This is a genomic window from Clostridium sp. MB05 (assembly GCF_046581255.1).
Taxonomy (GTDB): domain Bacteria; phylum Bacillota; class Clostridia; order Clostridiales; family Clostridiaceae; genus Clostridium.
Genome location: NZ_CP174370.1, coordinates 1445011 through 1462780, shown reverse-complemented (window position 1 = coordinate 1462780; position 17770 = coordinate 1445011). Strand labels below are relative to the sequence as shown.

Below are 17770 nucleotides of genomic sequence, written 5' to 3'. Positions count from 1 at the left end.
TTAACACTTACTCCTTTATAGCTTATTTGTAACTATATATATTAAATCATCTATTGAAAATTCCTTATTCTTCATTACTATAGTTATCATATTACTAATTAAAAATGATGTTAACTTTCTAGTTTCTATATTAATAGTTATCTCTTTATTTTCTCTATGAAAATCTATTATTTCATCTACAATCAAATATAAGTGTTCTAATACGTCATATCTTTTACAATCATTAGAATTTTTATTATTTTTTATATTTTTTCCATTTTTAGTTAGTTCAAAAAATACTTCTTTATGGTATAATAAAAATTTTTCTAATCCTAAATATATTAACCGCATCTTTTCTTCAAATGCTATGTCTTTGTCTTTTACTTCTTCAAGCTCTTTAAGTATCTCTGTCCAAGTGTTATTAAATATTTCACTAACTAATGCCATTTTATTTTCAAAATAGTTATATACTGTTCCAAGTCCTATTTCACATCTATTAGCGAGTTCTCTCATACTAAAGTTATTATAACCCTGGCTTCTTAAAAGTGTATCCGCTTCTCTTAATATTGTTTCTCTTGGATTTTGTAATATTTTCGGCATGAAAACTCCCCCTTTATTACAGTTTATATCAATACTCTTATATTATCAACTGAGTGATCTCTTTTATTTCGCTTCCATTTATTTACATTTATGATTATGTTAAGTATAATTATATTATATTATTATAAGTTAAGAGGTATGTATTATGGAAAATCAAAAATTTGATATCGCATACAAAAGAAAAATCCTATATAAGCGAAAGAAAAGAAGACAATTAGTATTACGTATTTCTCTTATGTTTACTGGATTTTTCATACTTTCACTTATCCTACTATTAAACAATAAGTATAGTAATAATAACACTTATGTTAATAATAAAGTTACATCATCGTCTTCTAATGAAGATCCCTTTATAGTATGCATAGATCCTGGTCATGGCGATTGGGATACAGGAACTAAAGGGGTAACTGGTGTTCTAGAAAAGGATATAGCTTTAAACATCTCTTTGAAACTTGGAAAACTTCTTGAAACAAGTAAAGTGAAAGTAGTTTATACAAGAACAAACGACTCTCTTCCATGGCTAAAAACCGCTAATGATAGTTTAAAAGAAAGAATAAAAATACCAAAAGTATTTAATGCTGACTTGTTTATATCAATACACTGCAATAGTGATTCTAGTAATCCTGATTCAAAAGGATTAGAAACTTGGTATAAAGCTTCAAATGAAGAAAGTAAAAGTTTAGCCAATACTATACAAAATAAATTATCAAAATTAAAATATACAGATGACAGAGGTTTAAAAACTTATAAAAATAAAGATGATGCTCTTGCAGTTTTAGAATTAACTCCTAGTATTTCAGCATTGATAGAGTTAGGTTTTTTAAGTAATTCTTCTGATGAAGAATATCTAAAATCTGATAAAGGTCAAGAAGCTTGCGCAAAAGCTATAAGCGAAGCTATTTTAAATTATATTAAAAACAATAAAGAAGCTTTAATTAAGGATAATATACAATAATAGTTCAAAAACACTATAAATAATTTATCCATAGATTTTAAAAATATAATTAACTATAGTGTAAATAAGAAGCTGCCTCCTGAGAATGCTTTGAAAATCATTCAGTGGCAGCTCTTTTGTTAATTAAGTTAGATAAGTATATCTTTTATTATCCTTAACTATAAGTTTATTAAGAACGCCTATTATATTAGCTTTCATTTAATTTAAAATACTCTCTTCTAAATTCTGCTGGACTAATACCAACTTCTTCTTTGAACATTTTACAAAAATGGCTTGAATTATTGTAACCAACCTCTTTAGCAATAGTTACAATTTTCATATTACTTTCTTTTAATCTTTCTTTTGCAACTTTAATCCTTATCTTTTTAAGGTATTGTGCAAAACTATCGCCTGCATATTTTTTAAAGTAGCTACAAAAATAATTTTTTGATATATTAACATAATTTGAGATATCATCTAATGTAATTTCCTCACCGTAATGTTTATTACAGTAATCTTTCACCATTAAAATCACTCTAGTTTTTTCCTGAAAGCTCTCTACTCCAATGTCAAAAAACTTTTCAAATAACGATTCAGTAAATTCTTCTAACTCATTTAATGTAGCACATCTTTTTATGTCATTTATATCTAAATTATCTAAGATATATCTAGTTTCAACATTTTCAACTTGCATGTTGGATTTAAATATAATAACAATTTCATAAATACTTCTATATATATATTCTGGCCAAACATCTTCGTTATTTCTTATGTGCTTATAATATTCTCTTAAATACGCCATAAAACTATCTCTATCACTTTTGCTTATCCATTTTTTTATATTTAGTGTATCAATGTGATATGCTCTTTTTATAAAATCTACAATTTCATACTTTTCACACCATACTAAACGTCCTGAAAAATTTTTATAAAAATTAACTTGTATTAAGTTACTAATTTTATTATACTCTTGAATCAAATCACTATAATCATGACACATTTTGCTTAAATAAACCACTTGACCATTTTTTATTCTTGATTTAATTATACTAACAAATTGTACCTGATCACATTTATCAATTAAAATACAAATTGTATTTGCATCAATCTTAAAGCTAATTAAACTTTTTTTATATTGTTTGTCCGAGATGGAATGTATATAATTTAGAATTTCTATTTCAGCATTACTATTTTTATTTGTAATATAACATAAACGAAAATCTTTTAATAATTTAATGTTACTATTTTTAACTTTATTTATGAATTCTTCTTGACTGATTTCTTCTAATAATAATTTTTTTGTTAAGATTTCTTTAAATTCTGGAAGTACCTCATTATATTTATTCTTTATGTACTTATCCTCTTTTTCATTTTTTACAGCTTCATATAATTCTTTTATTGTACTTTTTAAACTACTTATGTTAATAGGTTTTAACAAATAGGCAAATGCTCCAAAATTTAAAGCTTCTTGAGCATAATTAAACTCACGATAAGCTGAAAGGACTACTACCTTGGTTTTCAGATTATTTTTTTTTAGCAATTTAATTAATTCTATTCCATTTAAAAGTGGCATGTTTATATCTACAATTGCAATATCAGGTTTAGTAGTGCTGATCAAATGAAAAGCTTCCTTACCATTTGTTGCATAACCAAGTACTTTTATTCTAGAGTTGCACATAGGAAGTAACTTTTCAAGAGATTGTATCGTTAACATTTCATCATCAATAATCACTGCTGTCAATTCCATATATTCCCCTCCTTTATAGTATCAATGTTATTGTAGAACAATAATTTTCTTTGCTCTCAATTTTGATACCACTTTCTTGATTATAATTTAATTTTAGACGTTTATTTACGTTATATAATCCTATATGATTTACTGGTTCTTTTTCATATTCTAATGATTCTAAAATTTCTTCATATTTTTCTTTACTAATTCCATTACCATTATCACTTATTTTAAGAATAAGGTTATTATTATAAAATTCACCTTCAATAGTTACATGCTTTTTATCTAATTTATTTTTAAATCCATGTTGTATGGTATTCTCAACAATAGGTTGTAATATTAATTTAGGGACTAAGATATCATTTAGTTGCTCATCTACTTTTATATACAGATTTATACTGTTATTAAACCTTATGTTTTGAATATCAATATATTTTTGAACATACTCTATTTCTTTACTAAGTGGAACCATATCACTTGATTCATATAGTATATAATCAAATAAATGACTTAAAGCATCAACAACATAAATTATGTCGTCATTTCTTTCTATAATTGCTAAAGATGTTATACATTGCAATGTATTATTTAAAAAGTGTGGATTTATTTTTGCTTGTAAAGCTTCTATTTCAGCTCTTTGTTTGCTAAGTTTAGTTGTATAAACTTCCTTAATAAGTAAATCTATTTTATTAATCATTTCATTATATCTTCTATATAAAGTATCAATTTCTTCAAAACCAGATACATCTTCTACAGCAGTTTGAAAATCTCCTTTTTCGGCTTTTTTCATAGCTTTAGATAAACTTTTTATAGGCTTTGTAGCCTTATAGCCAATAAAAATTGAGATTGATATAGTAGAGATAATAGCAACTAAGCTTACTATAGTAGTAACTTTTTTTATATTTATTAATGGTTCACTTATTTTCGAAAAATCAATTTTATATCCTACATACCAATTAGTAGATGGAATTTTACAGTAAGATAAAACCTCTTTATTCTTAAAGATGGTTGTATCCTTTTCAAAATTCCAGTCATCTTTTTCAAATTTAAAATCAGCATATGGAGCATAAAATAAATCTTTATCTTGATCAATTAAATAACAACTATATTCTCTTGCTAAATCATTTCTACTGCAAATTTTATTTATTTTTTCAAACTCTAAAGAATAAACAACTGCGGCAATTGTATCTTTACCATTAGCTTCCTTAATAGGAAAATAAACCAACATATTTTGTTGGTTTTCTCCTCCATAAAGATAATCCTTTTCATTAACTGATAAAAATTGCACATCATATTTTGACATATTTTTTGAATCTTCTATTATATCTTTTATTGCATATGAATTATAATTTACCCCTTGATTATGATTGGAATTATAATTTATACCTTCATTATGTGTTGAACTATTATTAAAACTATCTGACAAAATTATTATATCTTTTATATCATTATTGAATATAATAACTTGGCTCATTTTTTCATTAATAGACTTAACATATTTAACCCTGTCATTTTCTGAAATGTCTTCATTTAGTTTTTGTATATTTTCTTTTAATTGTTTATCATTTCTAAATAAATTTATTTTAGTTATACATTCTTGAAAATATATGCTTAAGTTATTTGCTATTTGACTTGTAATCTGAAACACATTATCTATTTCTTGCTTTTCAGATGTATTAAAGGAAATATTATAGGATATTGCACTTATTATACTAATAGATATCAAGATAATTAAGGAATATAAAATTATTATAGTAAATCTCATACTTTTAAAGATTCTTTTATAAAAATCTCTTTTTATCATCTTTCACCCATTCTTTCAATAAGCTGCACCTAATAATACAACTAATTTGTTTTTATTCTTATTTCAAAATCAAAATAGCAATTATCTTCACACCACATCTTAAAATTTGTACCCCATCTGTTGTTAAATAAATTAAAATAGAAACCATTTTCTAAGTTATTAACTTTATGATCCATTTTATATAAATTTCTACCACCAATACTTACTAGTGGTGAGTGTAGGTTTTTAATTTCTAAAACACCATCTGCTCCATGATAATATAGTGCTTCTACACAATGTTGATTTCTATTTCCACCTTTTAATACATTTAATGGAGAAATCAATTGATCTATTTTTTTCATCATGAACCTATTTGGATTTTCAACATCAAACTTCATTTTAAACCATATAGCTTCAGGTATTTTCCCAGGATCTTTATCAAACCATTGAAGGTTACATCTTATAACATCTTTATCGAAGTTATAAGTTATTTCAGCTATTCTTGGAGAACTATACTTTGAAGCAGCTTCATCATCAGATTTAATAGAAACATATATATTATTTTTTTCTTTTATTATACTTGTCACACTAAAATTATAGCAAATATTTTCCAAATCATCCACAAATTCTAGACCTGGTTTTGAAAAATCTGGTTCTGACCACCACATAGTTTCATAAAAATTTCTATTGTATTTATAGTAATTATCTGAGCAAATTTTAGCATCAAAAACTTCATATTGTAATTTGCCTAACTCTCCAGATTTAATCCATTTTTTATCCATACATTCAAGATAATTAATAGCTCCTTCCCCATTAAACTTAACTTTCCATCCATTAATTTCTATTAAATCACCTATTTTAATGAGATTTCCTTCAATAGATTTTTTTAGTGGAATAATATTATTTAAGGCTAACTTTGCTTCTTCTTTTAGTTCCCTTGGAAGTTTTTCAATGGCTTTTAAAATATATTCTCTCTGTTCTTCATGAGATTTTTCATATTCTTTATAAGAACCTTTAAATTCACCATTTCTATACTTAGCGATATCATCTTTTAAAAATTCATAAATTTGAATATTTCTTATTGTAAGAGACTCTAAAGTGGTAATATCAGCTTTTCTTGCTTTTAAAAAGTCTTCTTTAGTCCAATTTTTAAAATCCGCTAAATATTTTTTATAATCAAGTCCCCAGGTATGTTCTGTTATAAGCATAAGGTTTGTCATGAGCTCTGTATATTCATAGCTACCTTCTTTTAATAATCCTTCTTTAAGCCATTTATTTTTTAATGTTAATAAAGTTTTAAACTGCACAACCTTTACAGGATCTGAAGCAACTCCATGTATCCATGTATCTCCAATTTCTTCTTCTATGACAGGGAGTTTGTCTTTTATTTTAATAACTGCCTTAGCAAATTCATCTAATGTTGATGCTTCTACCTCGGCATTAGGATATTTAGCTTTAATACGGTTAAATTCTTTTTCAACATCTTCTTCTGATTGTGGTCCTAGGTTATCTCCAGTATGGGCAAATTCAAGTACTTCATCTAACCCATCTATAGAGAATGAAGCCCCATAATCAGATGCATAGTGAACAATTAACTCAGCTCCATTTATTTTCCAAAGAAACATTTCAGGAACCATTGGAACCATAGATGACCCATTTACACCAATATGCATGTATTTTAGACCAGCCTCAGCCATATAAGGAACTATAGAAATAGTATGTCCTGGCACATCAGTCATTTTAGAAGCAATAGTTGTTTTATTATACTTTTTATCTAGTTCTTTGCTTATATTAAGACTATATTTAAATAACTCTTTGTCCATTAATTCAGTATGTGTGGTACATGATATTCCATGCCAAGTTATATAACCAAGTTTTATTGCCTTTTCGAAATTTTTAATTGCATCTTTTGAAGCATTTTTTAAGTAATAATCTATTAAAAATGATCCTACAGTCCAAATAAACTTTTTATTTTCTGGTGTATTAAGTTTAAAAGCCAAATTTACTGCATTAGGTATATATTCATTTGTGTATCTATCCAAAACATTTTGGGCAAAATCTGTAAAGCCAATGTCTAAGTGAGTTTTATAAATTACATGTACTTTTTTTATTTTAGTGTTCATTTTATACCTCCATTAAAAATTAACCTTTCACTCCAGAACCAATAATACTTTCTATAAAGTTCTTTTGGAAAATTAGAAATATAATTAAGATAGGAATCATTACCATAGCACCTGCTGCTATTAATCCACCATAATTTACAGCATTATCAGAACCCTTTGATAATTGAGTTAATACCATAGAAAGAGGTCTCATTTCTTCTTGGGTAATTATTGATTTACACCATGCAAATTCAGTCCAAATAAATGTAAATGCCAAAATTACAAGACCTGATATGGCGCTTTTTAACATGGGTAGTGCAACGGAAAAAAATGTTCTTATATTTCCACATCCATCTATCTTAGCTGACTCTAAAATCTCATTAGGAATATATTTTGAAAATTGATAAATATATACTATTCCGAATCCACTATATATAAATGGAAGAACTAATCCAAAGTAAGTATTAGTAAGATTGAAAGTTTTTACAATATCAAATAAAGGGAAATAAGTTAATTCTCCTGGTATCATTAATGTCATCATTATAAACATAAAGATGGTCTTTTTAAAAGGGAATTTATACTTTCCAAATACATATCCAGTAATAGTACTAAGAGATACTTGAATACTTATTAATAAAATTGATGTTATTGTAGAAGTAATAAAAGCATTCTTTAAACCGCCTGCATCAATAGCAAATTTGTAATTTTCTAGACTTGGGTCTTTAGGTATCCAATTAAAAGGAATCTTAAATAATTCACCTTGTCCTTGAAAAGATGCAGAAGTCATCCATATTATTGGTATAAGAAATATAGCTGTTACAATAAGCATTATTACTATTAATAAAATTGGTTGTAATTTAATCTTTTTTCTAGTAGACTTTTCACTCATATAATCACCTAATCATCAAAATATTTTGTAGCTTTCATCTGAACGATGGATACTACAAGAGTTATTAAAAATACAATAACTGCTATTACTGAAGCATATCCTACATCTCTAGTTTTAAAGCCTTGCTTAAACATATACATTATTATTGTTTCTGTAGATTGGTATGGTCCTCCACCTGTTAAAAGCTCTACTGATGGATAAGTTCTTAAATATGCCATTGTTGCATAAATCATAGAAAAAACAATTGTTGGTTTTAATTGCGGTAAGGTAACATACCTAAAAGATTGCAATATTGAAGCTCCATCAATTTTAGCTGCTTCATACAATTGAGTATTAATATTTGATAAACCTGAAAGAAATATTACCATGTAATAGCCTGTACCATTCCAAACATGCACAATAATAACTGCTACAATAGCCCAAAAAGGTTGTATTAACCATCCAATACTATCAAATCCTAAGCTATTAAGTGTCGTATTTATAAGACCATTCTCTGTTCCAAATAATAGTTTAAAAATAATAGCTGCTACTACTCCTGGAACTAAGAAAGTTGAAAAAATAGAAGCACGAACAAAACTCTTACCTTTTTTCATGTTAAAAACTGCTATAGCTATAAGTAAAGCTACTATAAGAACAAGAGGAACACTAAAAATAGTTATAGTAAATGTGTTTTTTAGAGCTGTATGTGCATTAGTATCAGCAAAGAATTTAGTAATATTATCAAGACCAACAAACTTAGGCTTTTTTATAAAATTATAGTTAAAAAACATATAATAGATGTTTTTTAAAAAAGGATAATATACTATAACTGCAAAAAATAATATTGCAGGTCCTACAATGCTCCATACAAAAGCTTGATCTTTATAGCTAGACTTCAACTTCCTTTTCATATTATCATTCCTTTCATATAAATAAGAGGGTATGCATGGAACTTAAAGAAATAGCCCACCAAACCCTCATTTTTTATCTTACTTTGTTAGACCTTTGTTAATTTCGTTAGCTGCATTTTCTAAAACTGTTTTTGGATCTTCTTGATTAACTAATATTCTTTCTACAGCAGCTTTATATACATTTTGTGCGTCTGGGAATGCATACAATCCATCAAAAGCTATATATTTTGCAGTTTTTAATTGTTCTTGTTGAACTTTTTTAGATTCAAGAACTCCATCTTTTTCCCATAATTTTTGTTTTTCTGTGTTATCATATATAGATAAGTCTGTAACACCTCTATCAGCTTTTACTTGGAATTCTTCTGAATACATCAATTTTAGAAACTCAATGGCTTTTTCTTTATTTTTAGACTGCTCAGTAATAACCCAATCACATCCTCCTATAGGAGCAACACTTAGTCCAGTTGATCCTGCAGGTGCTGGAGCATACCCCACATCTATTTTTGCATCTAATGTAGCAGGAATAGTCCATTCACCAGTGATGTAAGTTGCTAATTGTCCATTGAACCAAAGTTGATCTGATGTCCCATCAGGAATAGGTGCCCAACCATTTTTAACAAACTCTTGCATTTTTGTATGGGCTGCAATAGATTCTGGTAAGTCAATTAAGGTTTTAGTATAGTCTTTATTCATAAAATCTGCGCCTAATGAAAATGCCCAAGTAGATATGTCCCAAACACTCCCTGTAGATATATTTGCAGCATATACGTTTTTACCATCTTCAGTTTTGGTTCCACTTTCCTTAATCTTTTTACCTAAAGTTTCTAAATCAGCAATAGTTTTGGGAACTTCTACTCCTAGCTTTTCTAACAATTTCTTGTTATAGAACATATACATAGTGTTTGTGTTGTAAGTTACAGCACAAATGTCGTCACCGAATTTCATACGTTCTAATTGTCCTGGTGTTAGTTTATTGTAAATATCCCAATCTTTTATTACATCTGTCAAATTCATAGCAAGTCCATCATTATAAAATTCTTTTGCCCATCCTCCTGTTTTACAAATATCAGGTATATCTCCCATGCTCATAAGTGTAATTTGTTTTTCTCTTGTAGCATTCCAAGGGCTAGATATAATTTCAAATTCTGCATTTGGATATTTTTCTTTAAACATATCCATAGCAAGGTCTAAATTATCATCTTTTTCTCCAGTAGTAGAAATTCTAAGTGTAAATGATTCATCATTTCCTTTGCTTGTACTATTTTCACCTGTATCTTTGTTTCCACATCCTACTAATAAGCCTAAACATAATGTAGACGTTATCATAAGACTTAGCACTTTCTTAAATATCATAAAAACAACTCCCCTTTTATAAACTTTTATTTATAAAAACATACTTTATAGTTAAATATTAACATTTATACTTGTAAGATTATATATCGTATTATTATGATTTATATAATATTATTATCATAATTTAAGCTAGTACTTTCTATATTTCATATTACTAATACTATAATCTCTAAAGACTTTAATTCAAATATAACTTATTCTTAAAACTTTCTTTTATATTTATTCTAATAAGTATTATTAACTTAATATTAGTTATAAACTTTGATAAATTTTTTAGTATATAAAAAGGAGGTAACTTTATCCTAGCTATATTTAAACTTAACTACTTTCATTAATGATCTTAAATTAATAAGAGAACTATAAATTAAGGGTTTTAATTTATAGTTCTCTTTTAATTTTCCTAGACTAAAGTAAGTTTATTAATTTCTTCTATTATAAAAGCTCTTTTGTCTATATTCACTAAAGCTACTATGTAATCGCCACTTATTAATTTTACAGATCCCCTTGGAATTATTTCTTTTTCTCCTCTTTTTATAGAAACAAGTAAACAATCCTTTGGCCATTCAATTTCGCTTATAAATTTTTCTTCTACTAAGCTTCCCATTTCAACTACAAACTCTAATATAGTTTTCTTATTATCATTTTCTTCTTTATTTACTCCAACTTTTTTAAGAAGTCTTTCTAAGAGGACTTCGTATATAGGTTCATTTCTTAGAAATTCTGATGTTATATATGAAATTATTACAACTACTGATAGTGATAATAAATGATTAAATGAACCTGTCATTTCCATAATAAGAACTATACCTGTTATAGGAGCTTTTACTACAGATACAAAATATCCAGCCATACCTAGTGCTATAAAGTTAATTATAAATGAACTACTTACACCTAAAATATCTATTGAAAATACTCCAACAATATCTCCAAGAACAGCTCCAAGAAGTAACATTGGAAGGAATATACCTCCTGGTACCCCTGATCCAAAACAAACTAATAATAATAGGAACTTTAATAAATATATTATTATTAGAAATAAAATAGATTGTTCTCCCGATGATAAATCTAATATTAATTCATGTCCTCCTCCCAATAACATAGGAGATATCAACCCAATAACTGCTGTTATTATAAATGGTATCATCACTTTAACTTCTTGAGGCACTCTTTCTAATTTAGAATACAAATCTTGAAATAAGTATATTCCTTTTGAAAATACAACTCCCATTACTCCTGTTATAATACCTAAAATAATTAATATCCAGTAATATTTTAAAGGCAATGCATTCATAGTATTAAATTTTAATGCTGGCTCCATCCCTAAAAAATTTTTCGATACAAAGTCAGCACTTATAGCAGCTGCCATAGCAGGTAATAAGACTAATGGAGAAAAATTTCTATGGATTTCTTCTAATGCAAATACTATTCCTGATAGTGGCGAATTAAATGCAGCAGAAAGCCCTGCAGATGCCCCCGCTGTTATTAAAAATTCTTTTTTTACAGGAATTTTTTTATAAGTTTTTTCTGCAACCCCTTCTCCTATAGAAGCACCAATTTGTACTGATGGACCCTCCCTTCCAAGAGAAAGCCCTGCTGATAATGCTAACACTCCACCTAGAAATTTATATATCAGTATTCTAAGCCAATTCATTTTTAACTTATTTATAACTCTTCCCTTTACTTGTGGAATACCACTACCAGAAATCATTCCTTCTTTTTTAACCATAATTCCAACTATTATTCCTATTATAGCTAAAACTATTATTACTAAAAGACTATTAATTAAACCCTTATTTCCCCATAAATATAGCTTATTAAAAACTCCATATGACTTTTTTATAGCTATTCTATTTAGTACTATAACCCCGCCTGTAATTAAGCCTATGATAATTCCTTCAATTATTAATCTAAATTTCATATTTTTTCTTTGTAGCAATATATCTTTTATCTTTTCGTCTTCCATTCTTCCATCACCTTATCTTCAAATATATTCTTCACTTCATCTAATATCTTAAAATTAGTAAAGTCAAAATGCAGTGGTGTTAATGTTACATACCCCTCTGATAAAAAATACAAATCCGAATCATCTTCTAAAATGTTATTTCTCGTTCCTTTTGTCATATAAATCTTATCTTCATTTTCTTCTATTAAAATATAATCAGTTTTATATGTTGATTTTCCTAACCTACAAACCTTAAATCCTTTAATCTCTTCTTCTTTTACATCTGGAACATTAATATTTAAAACCACATTATCTTTTAAATAGCTTTTTTCTGCTATATCTACAATCCTACTTACCCAATTAACTGCTTTTGTATAATCCTCATCTTCTCTACTCCAATCTACTTCCATAGAAATAGCAATTGATGGCACACTATATATTGCTCCTTCTATAGCTGCAGATACTGTCCCGGAATATAATATATCAGTTCCACAATTTAATCCTCTATTCACCCCTGAAATAACTAAATCTATATTTTCTCCAAGTAATGATAATCCTGCTTGAGTACAATCAGCTGGAGTTCCAACTAAACTATAGGATTTAAAGCCTTTATCTATTTGTTCTTCTCTTATTTTTATAGGGCTGTGAATTGATATAGAATGACTGGATGCACTTTTTTGTTCTCTAGGCGCAACAACTATCACTTCATGTTTTTTAGATATTTTTTTTGCTAAAGCTATTATCCCTCTCGCATCTATTCCATCATCATTTGTAATTAATATTTTCATATAAGTCCTCCTTCAATTAAATTTTAATTATTGCTATAAGCCTTAATAAAAACTATTCTTTATATTATTACTTTTTACTTATATATTATATACTATCATAAAATTAAATGAGATGAAAAAGAGTGATATAGTCTTATTAAATTAAACTATATCACCCTTTTAAATAATTGTTTCTATTAAAATAATTTATTATATTCTTTGATTTATATTTTTCTTTGCTCCAAAGTAAGTTGCTATAAAATATCCACCATATATTATTAATAATACAACTAATGCTATTAATATATTATTCATTATACTTATGCCGCCAAAAGCAGTTATGATTTTTTTCGAAAATTCTAATCCTGCTATTGAATGTATTAACGCTAAAGCTAGTGGCATCATAAAATATATTGCTATTTGACTTAATAAAGATTTATTAATTAATTCTTCATCAACACCTATTTTTCTTAATAGATTATATCTCTCTATGTTGTCTGTTGATTCAGATAATTGTTGAAGAGCTAATACCGCTGCTGCTGTTATTAAAAATATTCCTCCAATATAAATTCCTAAATATGATATTATTGCTCCAAGACTTGATGAATCTGCTAATAACTCATCTTTTGTAAGAGAATATATATTGCCTTTTTCTTTTTCAGCTATAGGATCTACCTTTTCTTTAATTAATTGCTCAATATTATTTTTATTCTTATCATAATTTAAGTTCAAGAATGAGCTTATTGGTGTTAGACCTTCAGTAATTGAATCATTAACTACAATAGTACACATGTTACTTTTCATCATATGATCATAAGCGACAACCTCAATAACATCAATTTCACTTGGTTTTAGTGTAAATCCATTTATATTTATCTCCTTATTTTCATCTAAAGCCTTATCAAATACCTTTATAGAATCATTTACATCAGTAAATATTGCATATTCATCATTATTTAATTTTATACTTTCCTTATTTGCCATATTCATAATTTCATTAAATTTTGATAAGCCTATAATTTGAACTGGTTGATTTGAGAAAACTTGATAATAATTTTTAAGTTCTTCTCTTCCTTCCTCTGACAAAATATCATTATATTTTAAATCACTATTGTAATTTATATAATTCACATATTCATTAGAGTATTCATTTAAATCTACTCCATTTTCTTGTAATATATTTTCTATATTAGTGCCTTTAAAGTTCCAAAATGTTAAATCATATTGGGTTAAATCTTTTATATCGGCATTCATGGCGCTATTTATACCAAGTCCTCCTGCAAGCATGCAAATTCCAATAAATAGCATTAAACATATAAAAGCCATAGACATAAATACTGTATTTATCTTACTATTTATTTGTCTTAATAAAAACATATTTAAATTCTTTAAATAATGCTTTTTATTAGCTTGAACTAACTTTAGTAAAAAGCCTGATAAAGAAAAGAAAAATAAAAATGTTCCTACTGTACCTAATAATATACTTACACCAGTTACATTAAGACTTACTGTGGCTACTCCATTTTTTAAAACCATATAATATGCATATCCAATCATAATACAGCTTATAATAAATGTTATTACAGAAATCCAAATGTTTCTTATTTTTATTTTTTCATTCTTTCTTGATGATGTTAACAAATCAATAAGATTAACCTTTCTTATTGCTATTGAGTTAAACATTAACACAATTAAATATATAGTTCCAAAACAAACTAAAGTTTTTATCATTGAACTTGATGAAAAAGTAAACTTAAATTTAATAAGATTTACTTCAAACATTTTAGCTGTTACTACTGATAACCCTTGTGATAAAAGTACTCCTATACCTAAGCCTATAGCTAAAGATATTACACCTACTATTAATGTTTCTATAAATATTATTCTAGATAAACTGCTTTTTTCCATTCCTAATGTCATATATATTCCAAACTCTTTTTTTCTTCTTTTTATTAAATAGTTATTTGCATATATAATTAAAAATGCTAAAACAAATGATACAAAGATTGACGCATACCCCATTATACCATCTACTTGCTCAAAGGCTGATGCTTGAAATTCATTTAACTCCATCATAATGCTTTGAGATTGTATTGAATTAAATGTATAAAATATACATACCCCAAATACTAATGTTAAAAAATATATAGTATAATCTCTAAAACTTCTTTTCAAATTTCTAAATGCCAACTTAGAATACATTGTTTTGATCACCTCCAAGAAGAGTTATTACTTCAATTATCTTCTCAAAGAATTCTTTTCTCGAATCACTTCCCCTAACTAATTCATTAAATATCCTTCCATCTTTAATAAACAAAATACGACTTGCATAACTAGCAGAGAAAGCATCATGAGTAACCATCATAATTGTTGCATTCAGGCTTTTATTCAAACTTTCCAAGCTTTCTAAAAGCATCTTGGCTGATTTAGAGTCTAAAGCCCCTGTTGGCTCATCTGCTAATATTAATGATGGACTTGTTATTATTGCTCTTGCAGATGCAACTCTTTGCTTTTGTCCACCCGACATTTCATATGGATACTTATTTAAAACCTCTTCTATATTTAATTTTTTAGCTATTTCTTTTACTCTTTTATCTATTTCCTTATGATTGATTTTTAATATAGTTAAAGCTAAAGCTATATTTTCATAAGCTGTTAAAGTATCTAAAAGATTAAAATCCTGAAATATAAATCCTAGCTCTTCTCTTCTAAATTTTGATATCTTTTTGGAATTTAATTTTGTAATATCATTTCCTGATATATAAATATGTCCACTACTTACCTTATCTATTGTTGATATACAGTTTAAAAGTGTAGTTTTCCCACTTCCTGATGCTCCCATAACACCAACAAATTCTCCTTCTTCAACTGCAAAACTTATATCATTAATTGCTTTTGTAACATTACCTTTCCTTCCATAATACTTTTCTATATTACTTACTTTCAATACTTCTTTTCCCATATTATCTTTCCTCCTATTTATTACTATAGGATAATTCTAAGATTTATTGTGCCTTCAATCCATAGAATAACATAACAGAAAACTTACACTTTTGTAATATAACTATATTTAAAATTACTTTTCAAAAATCATCATTCTATTTATAGGAAATATTATTGATACTTTAGTTCCAACATTAAGCTCTGAAGTCAAATTTATTCCAAGTCCAAGCTTTATAGCTAACTTTTTACACAAATATAGACCTATTCCTGTTGATTTTCCAAATCTACGCCCATTTTCTCCTGTATATCCTTTTTCAAAGACCTTAATTACATCTTTTTCACTCATTCCAATTCCTGTATCTTCAATATATAAAATAATGTTTTCTCCTACCTTATTTGTATAAAACTTGATTATACGTTCACCATTTCCAATATATTTAATAGAATTAGATATTATTTGATTTATAATAAATTCAATCCACTTACTATCTGAATAAACAATTACATCTAAATCTTTTACTTCAATTTTTATTTTTCTTTCTATTAAAGTATTAGCATTTCTTTTTATAACTTTATTAATGGAGTTCTTTAGGTTTAATTCTTTTATTATATAATCCTTTTCTAAAGCATTACTTCTAGTGTAGAAAAGAGCTTGTTCAATATAGTTTTCAACTTTATATATTTCATCATCTATACTTTTTGTAATATCTGATTTATTATTTTCTATAAGTAATTTACAGCTGGATATTGGAGTTTTTATCTCATGGACCCATAACTCTATATATTCTCTATATTCATTATTATTTATTTTTAAAGAAGCAATTTCATCATTCATAGCTTTATTAGCTTCTTTAATTACATAATATAAAATCTTACTATCTATAAAATTCCCCTCATCTACAACATCTGAAATTAAATATTTTTTATCTAATGTATCTAAATTAGAAATCAACTCATTATAATACTTTTTTTTATTAAAATAGTCATATACATGAAATATTAATCCACTAATTAAATTAAGTATAAACATAAATGCAATAGCATATGAATCTACATTTAAAGCTCGCAAAAGTATTGAACTAAATATCAATATAGATAAACTTATAATTACAAATAATATTCTTTCTTTAATAAAGTCCATTAATCCCATATTAATATATACCCTTGCCCTCTCTTAGTTTTTAAATAGTCTATTGCTCCTATTTCCTCTAGCTTTTTTCTTAACCTATTTATATTTACTGTTAATGTATTATCATCTACGAATTCGTCAGACTGCCATAAAGCTTCTATTATTTCATTTCTAGATACTATCTTTTCCTTATTTTTTATTAAAACATATAGTATTTTACTTTCATTTTTGCTAAGTTCAATTTTTTTATCATTATAGTCAACTTCACTTGTAGATAAGTTATGTAAAAGTCCTCTATATTCCAATATTTCTGAATCAGAATTATTATAAGTTCTTCTTATTATTGAAGATATTCTAGCTAAAAGTATTTGAGTATTATAAGGCTTTGTTATGAAATCATCTGCTCCTAAATTCATACTCATAAGCTCGTCCACTTCACTATCTCTACTTGTTACAACTATTATTGGGACAGAGCTTCGTCTTCTAATTTCTCTGCAAATATAATATCCATCATAATAAGGAAGATTAATATCTAATAAAATTAAATGATATTTTTCTTTCATAACCTCTTCTACTATATTTTCAAAATTTAAGGAATAACTAGCTTCATATCCATATCTATTTAAGAAAGTACATAATTCCGTTCTAATTTTATCTTCATCTTCTATTATAAAAATTTTCTTTGTATCCATTTTTCCTCCTAATAATAAAAAACCACTATTTTCTTGTT

Annotated in this window: 14 protein-coding genes; 1 reads left to right on the top strand and 13 read right to left on the bottom strand. The window is 26.6% G+C overall.

Annotated features, from left to right (window positions below):
* Positions 1 to 15 precede the first annotated feature (15 nt).
* The gene (locus tag ACH36K_RS06760) at positions 16 to 579 is read right to left on the bottom strand and encodes a TetR/AcrR family transcriptional regulator (RefSeq protein WP_411170185.1); all 564 of its coding nucleotides are present in this window, start codon (positions 577 to 579) and stop codon (positions 16 to 18) included.
* A gap of 145 nt (positions 580 to 724) precedes the next feature.
* Here ACH36K_RS06760 and ACH36K_RS06755 point away from each other — a divergent pair, with 145 nt between their 5' ends.
* Positions 725 to 1534: an N-acetylmuramoyl-L-alanine amidase family protein gene (locus ACH36K_RS06755; RefSeq protein WP_411170184.1), complete on the top strand. Its 810-nt coding sequence runs from the start codon at positions 725 to 727 to the stop codon at positions 1532 to 1534.
* A 187-nt stretch (positions 1535 to 1721) separates the two neighbouring features.
* Here the strand turns inward: ACH36K_RS06755 and ACH36K_RS06750 are convergent, their stop codons facing one another.
* From ACH36K_RS06750 to ACH36K_RS06695, 12 genes are all read right to left on the bottom strand, one after another.
* Positions 1722 to 3260 (bottom strand): response regulator, encoded by a 1539-nt coding sequence (locus ACH36K_RS06750; protein ID WP_411170183.1) that lies wholly within the window; start codon positions 3258 to 3260, stop codon positions 1722 to 1724.
* A 13-nt stretch (positions 3261 to 3273) separates the two neighbouring features.
* Complete coding sequence (locus ACH36K_RS06745) at positions 3274 to 4968, bottom strand: sensor histidine kinase (protein WP_411170182.1); 1695 nt, start codon at positions 4966 to 4968, stop codon at positions 3274 to 3276.
* A gap of 119 nt (positions 4969 to 5087) precedes the next feature.
* Complete coding sequence (locus ACH36K_RS06740) at positions 5088 to 7148, bottom strand: DUF5054 domain-containing protein (protein ID WP_411170181.1); 2061 nt, start codon at positions 7146 to 7148, stop codon at positions 5088 to 5090.
* A 19-nt stretch (positions 7149 to 7167) separates the two neighbouring features.
* Complete coding sequence (locus tag ACH36K_RS06735) at positions 7168 to 8016, bottom strand: carbohydrate ABC transporter permease (RefSeq protein WP_411170180.1); 849 nt, start codon at positions 8014 to 8016, stop codon at positions 7168 to 7170.
* 8 nt (positions 8017 to 8024) lie between these two features.
* Positions 8025 to 8906 (bottom strand): carbohydrate ABC transporter permease, encoded by an 882-nt coding sequence (locus ACH36K_RS06730; protein ID WP_411170179.1) that lies wholly within the window; start codon positions 8904 to 8906, stop codon positions 8025 to 8027.
* Between the two features lie 78 nt (positions 8907 to 8984).
* Positions 8985 to 10259 (bottom strand): ABC transporter substrate-binding protein, encoded by a 1275-nt coding sequence (locus tag ACH36K_RS06725; RefSeq protein WP_411170178.1) that lies wholly within the window; start codon positions 10257 to 10259, stop codon positions 8985 to 8987.
* A gap of 400 nt (positions 10260 to 10659) precedes the next feature.
* Complete coding sequence (locus ACH36K_RS06720) at positions 10660 to 12222, bottom strand: chloride channel protein (protein WP_411170177.1); 1563 nt, start codon at positions 12220 to 12222, stop codon at positions 10660 to 10662.
* Positions 12204 to 12989, bottom strand: coding sequence for a 5'/3'-nucleotidase SurE (gene surE, locus ACH36K_RS06715; RefSeq protein ID WP_411170176.1), 786 nt, complete (start codon positions 12987 to 12989; stop codon positions 12204 to 12206). Before surE ends, ACH36K_RS06720 begins: the two co-directional genes overlap by 19 nt.
* A gap of 189 nt (positions 12990 to 13178) precedes the next feature.
* Positions 13179 to 15170 carry an ABC transporter permease gene (locus ACH36K_RS06710; protein WP_411170175.1) on the bottom strand — a complete coding sequence of 664 codons (1992 nt, stop codon included), beginning with the start codon at positions 15168 to 15170 and terminating at the stop codon, positions 13179 to 13181.
* A complete protein-coding gene (locus tag ACH36K_RS06705; protein WP_411170174.1) occupies positions 15160 to 15930 on the bottom strand; it encodes an ABC transporter ATP-binding protein in 771 nt (256 codons plus the stop codon). The genes ACH36K_RS06710 and ACH36K_RS06705 overlap by 11 nt, the downstream gene beginning before the upstream one ends.
* A gap of 114 nt (positions 15931 to 16044) precedes the next feature.
* A complete protein-coding gene (locus ACH36K_RS06700) occupies positions 16045 to 17061 on the bottom strand; it encodes a sensor histidine kinase (RefSeq protein WP_411170173.1) in 1017 nt (338 codons plus the stop codon).
* Positions 17052 to 17732 (bottom strand): response regulator transcription factor, encoded by a 681-nt coding sequence (locus tag ACH36K_RS06695; protein WP_411170172.1) that lies wholly within the window; start codon positions 17730 to 17732, stop codon positions 17052 to 17054. Before ACH36K_RS06695 ends, ACH36K_RS06700 begins: the two co-directional genes overlap by 10 nt.
* Positions 17733 to 17770: the final 38 nt, after the last annotated feature.

Excerpts from the sequence above, each read along its gene's own strand:
- ACH36K_RS06760 (WP_411170185.1), bottom strand. The coding sequence starts at position 579 with ATGCCGAAAATATTACAAAATCCAAGAGAAACAATATTAAGAGAAGCG.
- ACH36K_RS06755 (WP_411170184.1), top strand. The coding sequence starts at position 725 with ATGGAAAATCAAAAATTTGATATCGCATACAAAAGAAAAATCCTATAT.
- ACH36K_RS06750 (WP_411170183.1), bottom strand. The coding sequence starts at position 3,260 with ATGGAATTGACAGCAGTGATTATTGATGATGAAATGTTAACGATACAA.
- ACH36K_RS06740 (WP_411170181.1), bottom strand. The coding sequence starts at position 7,148 with ATGAACACTAAAATAAAAAAAGTACATGTAATTTATAAAACTCACTTA.
- ACH36K_RS06735 (WP_411170180.1), bottom strand. The coding sequence starts at position 8,016 with ATGAGTGAAAAGTCTACTAGAAAAAAGATTAAATTACAACCAATTTTA.
- ACH36K_RS06730 (WP_411170179.1), bottom strand. The coding sequence starts at position 8,906 with ATGAAAAGGAAGTTGAAGTCTAGCTATAAAGATCAAGCTTTTGTATGG.
- ACH36K_RS06725 (WP_411170178.1), bottom strand. The coding sequence starts at position 10,259 with ATGATATTTAAGAAAGTGCTAAGTCTTATGATAACGTCTACATTATGT.
- ACH36K_RS06720 (WP_411170177.1), bottom strand. The coding sequence starts at position 12,222 with ATGGAAGACGAAAAGATAAAAGATATATTGCTACAAAGAAAAAATATG.
- surE (WP_411170176.1), bottom strand. The coding sequence starts at position 12,989 with ATGAAAATATTAATTACAAATGATGATGGAATAGATGCGAGAGGGATA.
- ACH36K_RS06710 (WP_411170175.1), bottom strand. The coding sequence starts at position 15,170 with ATGTATTCTAAGTTGGCATTTAGAAATTTGAAAAGAAGTTTTAGAGAT.
- ACH36K_RS06705 (WP_411170174.1), bottom strand. The coding sequence starts at position 15,930 with ATGGGAAAAGAAGTATTGAAAGTAAGTAATATAGAAAAGTATTATGGA.
- ACH36K_RS06700 (WP_411170173.1), bottom strand. The coding sequence starts at position 17,061 with ATGGGATTAATGGACTTTATTAAAGAAAGAATATTATTTGTAATTATA.
- ACH36K_RS06695 (WP_411170172.1), bottom strand. The coding sequence starts at position 17,732 with ATGGATACAAAGAAAATTTTTATAATAGAAGATGAAGATAAAATTAGA.